At 42.9% G+C, this 13,630-nt stretch carries 9 protein-coding genes; all 9 read right to left on the bottom strand.

Going from position 1 to position 13,630, the window contains the following annotated elements; translation table 11 throughout:
• Window positions 1–2,853: a type VI secretion system Vgr family protein gene (locus A9Z07_RS00260; RefSeq protein WP_069576110.1), complete on the bottom strand. Its 2,853-nt coding sequence runs from the start codon at window positions 2,851–2,853 to the stop codon at window positions 1–3.
• A gap of 186 nt (window positions 2,854–3,039) precedes the next feature.
• Window positions 3,040–3,225 carry a hypothetical protein gene (locus A9Z07_RS00255; protein WP_047428943.1) on the bottom strand — a complete coding sequence of 62 codons (186 nt, stop codon included), beginning with the start codon at window positions 3,223–3,225 and terminating at the stop codon, window positions 3,040–3,042.
• 204 nt (window positions 3,226–3,429) lie between these two features.
• Window positions 3,430–5,307 carry a potassium transporter Kup gene (locus A9Z07_RS00250; protein WP_069576108.1) on the bottom strand — a complete coding sequence of 626 codons (1,878 nt, stop codon included), beginning with the start codon at window positions 5,305–5,307 and terminating at the stop codon, window positions 3,430–3,432.
• 91 nt (window positions 5,308–5,398) lie between these two features.
• A complete protein-coding gene (locus A9Z07_RS18120) occupies window positions 5,399–5,611 on the bottom strand; it encodes a hypothetical protein (protein WP_069576106.1) in 213 nt (70 codons plus the stop codon).
• A gap of 175 nt (window positions 5,612–5,786) precedes the next feature.
• Window positions 5,787–6,485: a response regulator gene (locus A9Z07_RS00240; protein WP_069576104.1), complete on the bottom strand. Its 699-nt coding sequence runs from the start codon at window positions 6,483–6,485 to the stop codon at window positions 5,787–5,789.
• A gap of 11 nt (window positions 6,486–6,496) precedes the next feature.
• Window positions 6,497–9,145, bottom strand: a complete 2,649-nt coding sequence (locus A9Z07_RS00235; RefSeq protein ID WP_069576102.1) for a sensor histidine kinase — start codon at window positions 9,143–9,145, stop codon at window positions 6,497–6,499.
• Between the two features lie 12 nt (window positions 9,146–9,157).
• Window positions 9,158–9,769: a potassium-transporting ATPase subunit KdpC gene (kdpC, locus tag A9Z07_RS00230; protein ID WP_069576100.1), complete on the bottom strand. Its 612-nt coding sequence runs from the start codon at window positions 9,767–9,769 to the stop codon at window positions 9,158–9,160.
• 9 nt (window positions 9,770–9,778) lie between these two features.
• A complete protein-coding gene (kdpB, locus tag A9Z07_RS00225; RefSeq protein WP_069576098.1) occupies window positions 9,779–11,791 on the bottom strand; it encodes a potassium-transporting ATPase subunit KdpB in 2,013 nt (670 codons plus the stop codon).
• A gap of 16 nt (window positions 11,792–11,807) precedes the next feature.
• The gene (gene kdpA / locus A9Z07_RS00220) at window positions 11,808–13,505 is read right to left on the bottom strand and encodes a potassium-transporting ATPase subunit KdpA (protein WP_069576096.1); all 1,698 of its coding nucleotides are present in this window, start codon (window positions 13,503–13,505) and stop codon (window positions 11,808–11,810) included.
• Window positions 13,506–13,630 lie beyond the last annotated feature (125 nt).

The raw sequence follows: 13,630 nt of genomic DNA, 5'->3' as shown, positions 1-13,630 counted from the left end.
TTATTCTTCTGGTTGATCGTCTACAAGTGGAAGTACAAAAATTTCAGTTTTAAATAAGTTATCTAACTCTTGCTCAAATTTCATTTCTAATGCTGACTCCAACGGGTTTCTGTCATCACCATATTCAATAACAGCACGTCCATTTTTTTGATCAGAGTAAAATGCCATACCATTTGAATCCGTTTTACCTTGTTGCGTAGTTCCATCAGGCAAATGAATCGTATAAGGGATGTTAGGACTAGGCGTACCATCTGCATATACCTTTCTAAATTCAAGCAGATTTTTAGGTATTGAGAGAGCTGGCAAAATTGGTAAATTTTGTTTTGCTGTACTTCCTCCCATAAACAAATGCTGCCCCGCCTTCACCTCAAATTTGCCCCCTGTCACAGGAAAAATCCCAGCGCCATTCAACTTGAGTTGCGAACCTTGCGCGGTAAATACAATTTCTTTAGGGCTGGTAATCTCAATGCGGTCTTCGGTTGAAATAATTTGAATGCCTTGCTTGGCAAGCAAGTCTATCCCATCCGATTGCGCATGTACTTCAAATTTACCTTTGGCAGCCACCTGCTTGATCCCATTCTGTGCTGCAAACAGGCTAATCCTGTTCTGGACATGGGCAACCAGATTTTTTTGTGTGCTTAGGTTAATGCTATCGCCCGCAATCTGATTGATCTGTCCATCCGCAGAAAGATGAATATCTTCATTACTACTCAGACCAATTCCCGCAGGTGAATTAAGTAATAATAGTGCTTTCTCAAATTTTGCGATCTTGTCCTGAATCTGATCAGCAAAGTCTTTTAACTGTTCTAATGATTCAATTTCATCCGTTTGCTGGTTCTTGGCAACTTCACTTAATGCTTTGGCATTGCTCTGGTTGCCTTCGAGTTGCTGCTTGGCTGGCTGTGCATCCAGATGCTCACCTTGGGCTTGATCCTGCTTTTGTGTGCTAACAAGTAAGCCTTGTCCTGCACGCACCGCTCCCCATTGGTCAGTACGCAGCTCAAAGCCTTCACCTCGGTCTTCACTTTCAGCTTTGTCTTTTGGATGGCTGAGTTTACCGAGGTTCAGTTGGCTGGCAGCATGGCTACTTTGTAGTTGTGCACTGATTTGACCTGTAGTGTCATCAAAACGGAGCTGGTTAAAGCCTTCGCCTTGGTATTCTTTGGACTTGATCCCTGCCAGTTTCTTGGTATCAGGCAGCCTGCCTGTATTGTCAAACTTGATCGGACTACGTTGTGCTTCATGAATCCGTCCAACCACATAGGGACGGTCAATATTGCCATCAAAGAAGTTGATCACCACGATCTCACCGATACGTGGCAAGAACCGTACACCATAGCCTTCACCTGCCCACGGCGTCAGTACGTCGATCCATGCAGAATCGGTATCGTTATTGTTAGCACCTGCGCCACCATCATGGCTATGATCATCTGCTCGCGTGAACAGGAATCTAACTTTAATGCGGCCCCATTCATCGACATGGATTTCTTCACCACTTGGCCCGACCACTTTCGCCCGTTGCGGATGAGCTTCGGGACGATGCTGCTGTGGATTATATTCTGGAACAATCTTGATCTGACGGCGTTGTAGTGTGAGCTGATTGGCTTGGCGTTCTTCTGTGTTACCTGTATTGAACGGTTTAGGTTGCCACTGACTCTGTGCCAATAGCTGATCAATTTGTTGATGTAAATCTTTAGGCAGGTTGTTTTGATTATAGAAATGCTTGCCTGTGATCAGGAATTCTTTGTCTGCCCCATCATGCTGATCAATTTCGGGATGATCATTCAATTCAAACCAGTAACCTACTTGTGCATCACGTAGAGTCGATTGGGCAATAAATTGCTTGGCTTGTGCATTATGGTAATGGCTGAGATTTTGATTGAAACGTTCAACCTGTTGATTACCTGAAGGCGTTGCGCCATCTTCCTTGTTCAGGTCTTGCATCCATGCAGGCGTAAAGTGCCATGCATCCTCCAGTCCCAGACTAGTTGCATCATGCTGTTCTGAATGCTGCTGGGTGGTGAGAACTGAACCCGTGCCTTCATCCATATCTAAAGCATCAGGCTGCCAACGGTTCACATACACCGAAGTCGGCTGTAAGGAACGGTTGCCGATAAAACTGGTAATCGAATCGAATTGTTCCGTTGCACTACTACGGTGGTACTGTACTTTACGTCGATCTAAAGCCTGATACTGGGCATTGTCATCAATCAGTCTCAAGCGTTGCGGCTGAATGGCACTACTTGAATTCGATACTGTCAGTTGTGCTTCATCAATCAGCCAGTTAATGCCTTCACTACGCATCAATCGCGTCAGAAAATCATAGTCACTTTCATTTTGGGACATGATAAATGGACGGACATCATATTGCTGGCTGAGTCCAGTTAAGTCCAAAGTCAGACTAGAAGCGAATAATGGGCTTCTTTCCTGCCATTCTTTAAAAATGGTCTGAACCACATCGACCACAGTCTTTGCCATAAAAACACGGCTGTTTCTGCGATGTTTCCACAGTGCAGTCGGGTCTTCTAAAGTCAGTTTATAGACTGTCAGACTACCATCCGATTGCCCCTGCAAAGCTTGGGTAATAATACCGGTAGTACGGAACAATTGCCCTGTATCTGTGACCTGATCAACAGCAACCTGACTGCCAATGAATTGTTTGAGTGGAATGGTAGCATTGGTTGACAGGCAGATAAGTTCGGCTTTCACACCAGCATTGATTTGGTGTTGCCCATCGATACGCTGCAAAAAGACTTGCGTATTTAAATCTGAATTTGAAAATAAAATATGTAAGGCGCGTTTTTGTGCAGTAAGCCCTAAGCTGTCTAAGGCTTGAAATATATTGTTCAACATCTTCTTATAGGCTTACGCTTAAATTTAGTGCATTTTACAAAGTATAGTGTTGATCTGTCTATACGGTTCTGTCTGTTTATGACAATTTACGTCACTCAATTTTTATAGCGGAATATCAAAAATTAAAATCAATATAAAAAATAAAAAGCCCGTCCTAAGATGAGCTAATTAATTCTCTAAAATATACTAACAGTTGCCTTTCTTGGCTTGTCCAGGAGGACAGAAACGACCATTTCCATGCCCGTCATAGTAGCGCCCATCATTGAGTCGGCCTTCAGGATCAACAACGATACTTCCCTCACGCGTATGTACAGCACAAGCCGTAAGACTCACACTGCCTAGCAACGTCACCACCAATAAAAAATATTTCATAATCCACTCCTTTTTAATAAAAAAATAAAATTAATTAGCCGAGTTATCAACCAATGTTTTGTTATCAGTATTTTTCCGTATAACAGCTTAGAAAATATGTTAGCGCCTAAAACAAAATATTTTATATCGAGATTTTCTCATCTATAAAAGAGAATAAAACTGCACCACGCATGATGCAGTTGAAGCAACTATTTAAATCACCAATTAAATTTCAATCTGGCTTCCCAACTCCACGACACGATTGGTTGGAATTTGATAAAAATCACTAACAGGGCTGGTATTACGTTGCATCGAAATAAATAAGCGCTCACGCCAAGGTGACATCCCATCCCCGACGCTATGTACAATACGATCACGTGAAATAAAGAAGCTGATTTGCATCACATCATATTCAAACTCTAATTGCTCATAAGCCTGAACCAATGCTTGCGGCACATTAGGTTCGTCTTTAAACCCATAGAAAATCTTAATACGATAAAAATGCTCATCCAGAGTTTCAACACTAATACGTTCTTCCTGTGAGACGAATGGGATATCTTCCACCACGACTGTCACGAGAATGTTACGCTCATGCAAGACTTTATTGTGTTTAAGATTATGCAGCATCGAATGTGGAACTACATTTGGCGTGCCCGTCAGAAATACAGCATCGCCAGGTACACGCAGTACACTATTCCCGATACTTTTGACAAATAACTCCAGTGACAATGTATCGTGCTCAAGCTTGGCAAAAGTAAGCTCCCGCCCTCGTTTCCACGTCATCAATATTGTTATTGCGATACCACCAATAAGAAGAGGTACCCAACCGCCCGAGAACATTTTTAAAGATGTCGCCGCGACTAAAATAGATTCCAGCAAGAAGAAAGGAATAATCAAAAGTAGAACTTTTGGCAAGCTCCATTTCCATGCATAGTAAATAAAGACTGCAACCAAAATCGTGTCACACAACATGGTCAAGGTGACCGCAAGACCGTAAGCGCTGGCTAAATTGGAACTGGTTTGAAAAATCAAGATCAGCACCACGATTGCGACTAAAAGTAACCAGTTTAGAAAAGGTACATAAATCTGGCCTGCCTCTAAATCTGAGGTATGCTTAATACTTAAGCGCGGTAAATACCCCAATTGTATGGCCTGACGCGCCAAAGAAAATACACCAGAGATAACAGCCTGCGAAGCAATCACCGCAGCCATTGTCGCTAGAATAATCATGGGATATAACGCCCAACTCGGCACCAGCAAATAAAAAGGATTTTCAATGGCAGCAGGATTACGCAATAGTAATGCACCTTGTCCTGCATAATTTAAAACCAGACATGGAAGTACCACACTAAACCATCCCAACCGGATAGGTTGAGGGCCAAAATGTCCCATATCGGCATAGAGTGCCTCGCCTCCAGTCACGGTTAAGACCACGGCGCCCATAATAAAAAAAGACTGTACAGGATGGGTAAAAATAAATTGTATCGCCCAATGCGGACTAATCATCCCAAGCACTAACGGCGTCTGTATCACACTGGCAATACCCAGCACCCCCAGCGAGAGAAACCAGACTAGCGTAATTGGGCCAAAGAATTTCCCCACAAAAGCGGTACCATGTTTTTGCATTAAAAATAATGTAATCACGATCACCAGCGCGATGGGAATAATAAAAGGATCAAGCGCATTCGTGGCAATAGATAAGCCTTCAACTGCCGAAAGCACGGATATCGCTGGCGTGATAATACCGTCGCCGAAAAATAAAGAAGCACCGATAAAACCAATTGCGATCAGATAAATCTTTTTATGATCTGTAATTTTAGCTTTACGTAGATTCAAGGCGAGTAAAGCCATGATGCCACCTTCGCCATTGTTGTCAGCACGCATCACGATTGCAATATATTTAATACTGATAATCAGCATTAAACACCAGAAAATAATCGAGAGAATGCCCAATACATTTTCAGGCTGAATCGCTAAACCATGCGCGGCATGAAAAGACTCTTTTAAAGCATATAAAGGACTGGTTCCAATATCACCAAAGACCACGCCTAAGGCTGCTAATGCAGTCGCTGGCAATGCAGCTTTTTTTACAGTACTTTGCATAATGAATGTTCTATATCATGTTATGGCAGGCAACATTTTTAACAATGCGTGATTTAAATTAGCTCAGTTCTTTGCTCTAGATTCTGCAACGCTAAGCTCTTTGTAACTTAAGCATCTGCTGTATTTCTATCGAGGTGTATCCTCTTTCTTTTAAAATCTGAACAATTATTTTTTGTATTTCAGCAGGCTTTACGGAATATTTTTCAACCAGAACTTCAGTGCTGTAACCTGTAAATACGCTTTTTTGATTTAGAACCATGTTATGGAAATGATTGCTTTGACTGTCCGTATTAAAGAAACCCATTCACCTACCCATAATAATGATCTCCAAAATCGCATTTTAATAATCTTAAAAAGTTACAGGCGTAAAATTTGCGTAAATTTTTCCTCTCGTCCATCGACTTTAATTAGACAAAGTTTGCCCGTCCTGCTCATCCATTCACGCAGGATCAAAGTCATTTAAATGATGTGTTAAAAAATCAGCCCAGAAAACGCAGCCCAATACCTGCTATCGTGTAAATATATTTTGGACTCAGCGCTGAATCCCCAATTTTTGTTCTGAGTTTTTTTACCAAGATTCTCAGGTAATGGGTGTCTTCTTCATGGGTAATGCCCCACAACTCAGTCATGATTTGTTTTTGGGTCACAATCTTGCCTTGATGACGAATCAACAAGGCTAATAACTGAAATTCTTTCTTGGTTAAGGTAATTTCCTCACCCGCCAAGATGACGCTATGTTCTGCCACATCCACCCAAAGCCGACCATCATTGAATACCGTATTTTGTTCTGCATGTTGTGGTTTATTGCGAAACATTACACGGATACGGGCACACAGTTCCTGAATACTAAAGGGCTTGGTCACATAATCATTTGCACCTGCATCCAACAATTTAATTTTCTGATTTTCATCGGGTCGTGCAGATAATACGATCACAGGAATATCTGACCATTGCCGTAATTCGGTTAAAACCTTCTGTCCCTCCATATCAGGTAAACCCAGATCCAGAATCAGCAGATCTGCACCACGTGTCGCCAGACTCTCCAGTCCCTTCATCCCATTTTCAGCGACATGTACCGAATACCCTTGCGCACGTAAGGCAATATCCAGAAATTTCCGAATTTGAGGTTCATCATCAATGATGAGAATAGAGGCATGCTGATTCAATGTTTGCGGCATAAGTAATGATTTTAATCCTGATGAAGTGGTAAGCGCATTCTAATTAAAGTGCCTTGAGCATGAGTTCCCGCTAAAGCTTCTATACTGCCCATATGCGCCCCAATGATGGCTTTTACGATGGCAAGCCCTAGACCCGTTCCTGTTTTACCACGATCTCCACGTTGCATGGTATAGAACATATCAAAGATTTGCTCGCGTTCATCTTCGGGAATCCCAACACCTTGATCTTCGATATCAATCTGTAAGAAATTATCCTCTTGTTTGATTGTTACTTTGATAGGTACATCATCAGGCGAAAACTTGGCCGCATTTTCCAATACATTAAAAATCGCCTGTTCAATTAAAGCTGGATGCACGTAGAGCTGAGGTAAATCCTCTGTTAAGGACACATCAATATTCACATGGGGTTGATAGCGTTTCAGACGTTGTGTGGCAGATCCAATCAGCTCTTCAACACCGATCCAGTCTCGGCTTAAGCTTAAACCCTGATGGCCCAAGCGGGTCATATCCAGTAAATTTTGAATATAACGATCCAATCGCTCACCTTCGACATGAATGGTATCTAACAGTTCATGGCGATCTTGTTCAGGCATCTGTTCGCCGTAGTATTTTAGCGTATCCGCAGAACCAATCATCGCAGCTAAAGGCGAACGTAAATCATGCGAGACCGAAGACAGTAATGCAGAACGCAACTTTTCAGTCTCAGCAACCACACGAGAATTTTCCAGTTGCAAAGCTAACTGTACTCGCGAAGCCGTTTGGGCAATATCATCGATCATCAATTCAGCCAGACGTTGCTGTTCAAAACTGATGTTTTCTGCATTTTGCTGAAAGCGTATCGCAATCACACCAAAGCCCCCCACCAGATTCAGCGGATTAAACCACCATTCGGATTGAGTCAAAGTATTGGTAAAGCGTCCGCACGGCTTGGCATTTTTCTGTGTCCAGTTTGCCGCGATCTGATCTTTTTCATTGAATAGAGGCTCCGCTCCTGACTCTTGTGTTCCGATTCTAAGCCAGACCAGCGCATTCAAAGAACTTTCTAAATGTTGTTTGGCGACATTCAAAACTTGCTCAAGATCAACACAGCTGGATAATTTTCGCTCCAGCTCCTGAAGCTGTACGGAAATAGAATTTGCTGCACGTAAACTCAATACCTGAGCGCGTAACTGATTGGCTAAACGCCCGACCAGCAAAGCTGAAATGATAAAGATAATCATCGTTATCACCCCACGCTCGGCACTAATTCGCAAGGTAAAACGCGGTTCAATAAATAAATAGTTATAGAGCAGGAAACAAATCAGAACGCTTATGATCGTGATAAACATCCTTGCCCGCATTGCAACTACAAGTACCGTGACCACAAAGATTAAAGCCAATTCGCTATAACCAATAAAATGATCACTTACTGTTGCAGCGATTAAGCCCAGCAACACAATCAAAATGCTTTCAATCATTTCACGCGGATGAAAATTCAGTGCTTGCCTCGGCCAGAACGAACGCTCACTCTGTTCCTGTGGCCTAATTGCGTGATCTTTAGCTTTTAAAGGTTGAACAAAAGTAATTTCAAAAGGATGCTGCTTTTCTAACAACTGATCAGCAATATGATCTGAGAACAACCGTTGCCATAATGATTTTTGAGGACTTTTGCCAAGCAGAATATTTGATGCTCCATAATCATAAGCTGCCTGTAAAATAGTCGCTGCAATATGATTGCTATAGAGCAAATAAGTATCTGCGCCCAGTTTACGTGCCAGATTAAATGCCTTGGTCACCGCAAAGGATTGGGTATTTGAAGTCTGACTCTTTTGAATCGAAATCACACTCCAGGTAGCATTGCGTCGTTCTGCAATACGATGCGCGCGTCGTACCAAGTCCTCCGAAAATGCGGAACCATCAATCGCCAACATAACATGATTCTGAATCGGAATGATCTGTCCTTGGGTGACAAATTTTTCCCGATAATCAATCTCAACTTGTCCTGCCACCGTTTGAATCGCCAAGTCACGTAAGGCGGTCAAATGAGCAGGTTTAAAAAAGCCTTGTAGCGCATGTGGTGCAACATCTGCCAAATAAATCTTGCCATGCTTCATCCGTTCTAATAATTCAGGCACAGGCAGATCGACCAGACGAATATCCTTCAAACGTTTGAGCAATGCATCGGGTACGGTTTCGCTGACCCGAATCCCTGTAATTTGATACACCACATCATTGAGACTTTCCAGATGCTGAATATTCAAGGTGCTATAAACATCGATGCCCGCATCTAATAATTCATTCACATCCTGCCAGCGATATTCATGCCGGCTATTCGGTACATTTCGATGTGCCAACTCATCAACCAGCACTATTTCAGGTTTCAGCTTGAGAATTTGGTCGAGATCCATCTCTTCCAGCATTCGCCCCTGATATTCCACCGTCTTTCGAGGAATAACATTTAGCCCCTGAATCAAACGTTCGGTATCAGATCGACCATGGGTTTCAACCAATCCAACCACAACCTGTTGCCCTTGCTGCATCAACTCATGTGCTCGGGTCAGCATCGCATAGGTTTTCCCTACGCCAGGCGCAGCCCCCAAGAAAATGGTCAGACGTCCAGACTGTTCACGCTGGCTATGTGCCAGCCATGCATCAGCTTTGTTATTACGGTCGATCTGCATAATTACGCTCTATCAACGTGTGGTCGATGACAATTGATCTAGGGCCAAATTCAGTTGTAGAACATTAACCCTCGCTTGCCCATATAAACCAAACTGTGCAGGCTGAATCTGTTGCTGTACTAAATCTTTGACCTGTGATTCTGATAAATGACGCTGCTGTGCCACGCGTTTCACTTGCAACAAGGCACTGTCAGGTGAAATATCTGGGTCAATCCCACTGCCTGATGCCGTAACCATATCGTTTGGTACCTGCTGTTCTGAAATATGATTATTCTGGGCAAATTGCATTGTTCTTTCTTTAATTTGTTTTTGCAAATCAGGATTAGAAACTGCTAAATTGCTCCCTGCCATCCCATCTACACTGTAACTTACCGCACTTGGGCGAGCATGAAAATATTGCTCACTCACGAAATTCTGCCCAACTAAACTCGAACCCACAATCTTTCCATTCAGCTCAATCAAACTACCATTCGCCTGCTTGGGGAAGACCAATTGAGCGATAGAAACGCTTACCGCACTATACAACACACCTGCAATCAAAAAGCCAACCAAGATCAAACCAATACTTGGACGTAGCGCAGACTGAACTTCGGTTGATAAAGGCAGATTTTCTAATGTATTCATTTCTTTCTCCTAAATCCACAATGACACAACAAGGTCAATCAACTTGATTGCAATAAAAGGGAAAATCACTCCACCAACACCATAGATCAACATATTACGGCGTAATAATTGCAAAGCACTGGCAGGCTTAAACTGCACCCCTTTTAGTGCCAATGGAATGAGCATCGGGATAATCAGCGCATTAAAGATCAAGGCTGAAATCACAGCACTGCTTGGACTGCCCAGTTGCAAAATATTGAGCACCCCAAGTTGCGGAATCGCCACTGAAAACAAAGCGGGCAAAATCACAAAATATTTAGACACGTCATTTGCCAAAGAAAAGGTGGTTAATGCACCGCGGGTGATTAATTGCTGCTTCCCAATTTCCACGACATCAAGCAGTTTGGTTGGATCTGAATCAAGGTCCACCATATTGCCTGCTTCTTTGGCTGCTTGGGTGCCTGAATTCATGGCTAAACCAATATCTGCTTGAGCCAAAGCAGGCGCATCATTGGTTCCATCACCCACCATCGCCACCAATTTACCAGCCGCTTGTTCTTTGCGAATACAAGCCAGTTTATCTTCAGGTCGTGCCTCGGCAATATAATCATCTACCCCTGCTTCAGCTGCAATCGCAGCGGCAGTCAATGGATTGTCCCCTGTGACCATAATGGTTTTAATGCCCATCTCGCGTAATAGTGCAAAGCGTTCTTTAATCCCTTGTTTAATCACATCTGAGAGTTCAATCACCCCTAAAATACTGTGATTCGAAGCAACAACGAGTGGTGTTGCACCTTTCGATGCAACCTGTTCTACTCGGGTTTTAAGCTCAACGTTATCCTTGATGTCTTGGTTAGTAAATTTAAGAATCGCATCCACAGCACCTTTACAAATGCTTTGCCCTGTGACTAAATCCACTCCAGACAAGCGTGTTGCAGCACTAAACTGGATGAATTCTGCACCTGTTGGTTCTTTAATGCTTTCACCCAGTTCTTTCCCAAGGCTGATTACTGACTTCCCTTCAGGAGTTGGATCGGCAAAAGAAGTTAACATTGCGGCTTGGCGTAACTCACTTGGGCTTACGCCAGCCAAAGGATAAAAGGCCGTGGCTTGACGGTCACCATAGGTGATCGTGCCTGTTTTATCTAATAGCAGTACATCAATATCACCAGCAACTTCGACAGCCTTGCCTGATTTAGCAAGAACATTGGCTTTTAAGGCGCGGTTCATGCCTGCAATCCCTATCGCTGGTAGTAATCCTCCAATCGTGGTTGGAATCAAACACACCAGTAAAGCAATCAACAAGACTAGACTGATTTTGATCCCGACCATTGCCCCGATAAAGGGTAAGGTCGCGACCACCACAATAAAGGTAATGGTCATGATATTGAGTAAAATACTCAGTGCAATCTCATTCGGTGTTTTTTGACGGTTGGCTCCCTCAACCAAGGCAATCATACGGTCTAGAAAGCTATGTCCCGCTTCATTACTCACCCGAATCATAATTTCATCAGATAAAACTTTGGTTCCCCCAATGACCCCTGAACGGTCAGTATTGGCTTCACGCAATACAGGTGCAGACTCACCAGTCACTGCAGACTCATTAATGGTCGCGAAACCTTGAATAATCTCCCCATCCGCAGGGACAATTTCACCAGCTTTGACAATGACTAAATCATCTTTTTTGAGTAGGTTTGCAGAGATGACCATCGGCGCTGCATCCAGATCAGCAATCCGATTAGCAGTTAAGTTTTCACGCGCTTGGCGTAAGGAGGCTGCCTGTCCACGTCCTTTAGCTTCTGCAACTGCTTCAGCATAATTGGCGAATAATACAGTGACCAATAGAATCAAGCTCAACACTACACCGAAACCTAAGCTGGTACTTCCCATCAAGGTCGCTGCAATGGTTAAAAGTGTGCCCATCCATACACATGCCATGACTGGATTTTTAAATGCATATTGCGGTAATAGTTTATAAAAGGTTTGTTGAAGGATTTCTTTATTCAAAATATCCATCTGTTGTGTCGCATTTGAATGTTTCATTGTGTTTGCTCCACACTTAAACTTTTATAGACAGATAGTCAGCAATTGGTCCAATCACCAACACTGGCATGAATTGCAATAAGGTAAGAATCAACACAATCCCGATTAAAGTCAGTGCAAATGTGGGGGATTCGATGTGTAAAGATCCTTTACTTTTAGCAGCTTGTGGTTTGGTTGCTAGGCTGACAGCAATCAAAACAGGAATAATCAACACGCTATAACGACCTGCCAATAAAGCCACACTGGCACTCAAATTCCACCATAAGGTGTTATCGCCTAAACCTTCAAAACCAGAGCCATTGTTGGCATAGGCAGAGACATACTCATAAAACACTTGGCTAATGCCATGAAACGCTGGATTGGAATTGCCTGTCAGCGTTGGAAATGCGATTGCGATCGCAGTCAAACCAAGAATCACCACAGGTTGTAACAAGATCACAAGAGCTAAAAGCTTGATTTCAGTGACTTCCACTTTTCGACCAAACAATTCAGGGGTTCGGCCTGTCATTAAGCCCGCGATAAATACTGCTAAAAATAGATAAATAAAAAACTGTAATAGACCACAACCAATACCGCCCCAGATGGCATTGATCAGCATATTGCACAGTTCAACCAAACCTGTGAGTGGTGAGGCGGAGTCATGCATCATGTTGACTGAACCATTGTTCACTTGTGTGGTGAGACTTGCCCAAAGTGCTGATGCATCCGCACCAAAACGCACTTCCTTACCTTCCATCAAGGCTACATTAGCAATTAAAGATGATTTTTCAGTCCAGAAAGCCAGTGAAGTCGATATCAATGACATCAACAACATACTGCCAAAAATCATCCACATCAGTTTTTTACGTTGGATAAAGCGTCCAACCATAAACACTACTGACAACGGGATCAGTAAGATCTCAATCATTTCAATCACATTGGACAACGGTGTTGGGTTTTCTAAAGGCACACTACTATTTGGGCCATACCAACCACCACCGTTACTGCCCAGCTGTTTAATTGCAACCATAGGCGCAACAGGACCAAGTGGAATATGTTGTGTTTGTACCTCAGCGCTTTGATCTAAGACCTGCGCTATTGGTCCCGCAGACAGGGTTGCTGGCACACCTTGAAAAGTCAGCAGCAAAGAAAAAACTAAACCAAGTGGAATAAAGAATCTAAACAATGGTCGAATGAGATCCATCCAGTAATTACCCAGATTGATCGTATCCCAGTCTTTTTGATTCGCTGCTTCTCCACGACCTGATTGTAGGAATAAAGCTCTCAACATGGCGACCAATAAGGCCAGACCAATTATGGGTGATAAATATTGCAAGCCGACAATCACGGTCATTTGTGATAGATAAGACAGTTGTGCCTGCCCTGAATAATGTTGCTGGTTGGTATTGGTCAAAAATGAGATCGTGGTATGCAAGGCTAAATCCCAGTTCATATTCGGAATATGATCGGGATTCAGAGGCAGCCATGCCTGTGTCATCAAGATTGTGACACTTGCACCAAGCAGTAAAATATTGCTAAAGATAAAAGCGGCAAGATATTGGCGCCAGTTCATACCACGGCGTTTTACGCCAAGTACGGCATAAATTGGTTGCTCGATCCAGTTAAACAATCGGTCGCTTTTCATTGGTTTTACTTGCATCACATCAGCGAGGTAAGCACCAAGCGGATAAGCCAGCAGCAAAGAAAGGACAAATACAGAAATAAATTCCCACATAGCAGATGCCATTTAAAAATTGGTCAACACCAGTATGGAAATGAGGGACGTAAATTCTCTATATTGAAAAAACCTGAAAACGTAAATTTTACGTAAATAAAAATTTATTCATGCTTAATTAAAAG

The organism is Acinetobacter sp. YK3 (assembly GCF_001729365.1).
Lineage (GTDB): Bacteria > Pseudomonadota > Gammaproteobacteria > Pseudomonadales > Moraxellaceae > Acinetobacter > Acinetobacter vivianii.
Note: the sequence above shows the minus strand (reverse complement) of the source record. Positions and strands in the feature narration are given on the sequence as shown.

What these genes read in the sequence shown, in the direction of transcription:
- A9Z07_RS00250 (WP_069576108.1), bottom strand. Translation starts at nt 5,307, where the DNA reads ATGCAAAGTACTGTAAAAAAAGCTGCATTGCCAGCGACTGCATTAGCA.
- A9Z07_RS00255 (WP_047428943.1), bottom strand. Translation starts at nt 3,225, where the DNA reads ATGAAATATTTTTTATTGGTGGTGACGTTGCTAGGCAGTGTGAGTCTT.
- kdpB (WP_069576098.1), bottom strand. Translation starts at nt 11,791, where the DNA reads ATGAAACATTCAAATGCGACACAACAGATGGATATTTTGAATAAAGAA.
- kdpC (WP_069576100.1), bottom strand. Translation starts at nt 9,769, where the DNA reads ATGAATACATTAGAAAATCTGCCTTTATCAACCGAAGTTCAGTCTGCG.
- kdpA (WP_069576096.1), bottom strand. Translation starts at nt 13,505, where the DNA reads ATGTGGGAATTTATTTCTGTATTTGTCCTTTCTTTGCTGCTGGCTTAT.
- A9Z07_RS00240 (WP_069576104.1), bottom strand. Translation starts at nt 6,485, where the DNA reads ATGCCGCAAACATTGAATCAGCATGCCTCTATTCTCATCATTGATGAT.
- A9Z07_RS18120 (WP_069576106.1), bottom strand. Translation starts at nt 5,611, where the DNA reads ATGGGTTTCTTTAATACGGACAGTCAAAGCAATCATTTCCATAACATG.
- A9Z07_RS00260 (WP_069576110.1), bottom strand. Translation starts at nt 2,853, where the DNA reads ATGTTGAACAATATATTTCAAGCCTTAGACAGCTTAGGGCTTACTGCA.
- A9Z07_RS00235 (WP_069576102.1), bottom strand. Translation starts at nt 9,145, where the DNA reads ATGCAGATCGACCGTAATAACAAAGCTGATGCATGGCTGGCACATAGC.